The organism is Mesorhizobium sp. M7A.F.Ca.MR.362.00.0.0 (assembly GCF_004023175.1).
GTDB lineage: Bacteria > Pseudomonadota > Alphaproteobacteria > Rhizobiales > Rhizobiaceae > Mesorhizobium.
Genome location: NZ_RZTF01000069.1, coordinates 311 through 1327 on the forward strand (window position 1 = coordinate 311; position 1017 = coordinate 1327).

Genomic DNA, 1017 nt, shown 5'->3' on the forward strand with positions numbered 1-1017 from the left:
CCCGCCGAACCCTTCACCAGTATTAGCGGGATTTTTAACAGCAGCAGATTGAGGCTGACATCCGCGATGTTGGCGTCGGAGAACGACTGCGGGTTGCTGAAATCCGCGAAGGCGGTGGGGCTGTTATCGGCATCGCTGGCGGCAAGGTTCACCGCCGCGATGCCGGGCTTCGCGGCAATGGTAACCTTCAGGCTGTCGGGGCCGGTCGGGCAACTGATGTCGGTCAGCTTTGCTTCGGCGTAGGCCACTTCGACATTCAGCGGCAGCTTGACTGACAGCAGGCTGATACCGCCGCCCAGGTTTGGATTGCCGACGCCGACCGTGACCAGCAGCTTGATGCGCGTTTGCGCGGTGCGAACCACGGTGCCGGCTTCTCCAACCGCCAGCCACGGCGAGGATTGCGGCGGTTCGCCGATGGCGATGGCGAGCGTGGTCGACAGCACGCCCGGAATGGTGGCGCCTAGGGCGACGTCGACCTGTTTTGAACCGTTTGCCAGCCCGGCGGCGGCCGTCAGCATTCCCAAGGCGCTGGCGTCGACGCCGAGGCCGGCGGGCCTTTGCCCGAGGCCCAACTTGCCGACGGAGCCGAGATCGACCAGATGACTGAGCGGGATCTGGACCGTACCGGTCGACTTGGACGCGATCGTCTGCAGGGCGACCTTGGCCGTGTTGCCAAGCCCCGGCACATTGGCCATGGCCGTGGCGATCTGGCCGACGGTCGCCTTCGATGCCAGCACATCCGAATACGACACGCCGGTCAGGTTCAACTGTGTGGCAAGGCCGTCGACGAAGGAGAGCACGCTCACATCCGCGGAGAGCAGCGCGTTGTAGTCCATGACGCTGAGCGAGATGTTGCTGCCGAGAAGTCCGCCGAGAAGCGCGTTGAGGATACCGCCATCGAGGCTGGCGAGCCTCGATCCGACCGAGAACGTCGCCTGCGGCGTCATGCTGGCGATGGCTTGGGTGCCGATGACGGGAGTGGGGATCAGCGAACTCGCGAAATAGCGGGCCGGGATC

Annotated in this window: 1 pseudogene; it reads right to left on the reverse strand. The window is 64.8% G+C overall.

The annotated features are described in order from the left end of the window. Nucleotides 1-1017: pseudogene (locus tag EOC06_RS42300) on the reverse strand (hypothetical protein); the annotation flags it as partial.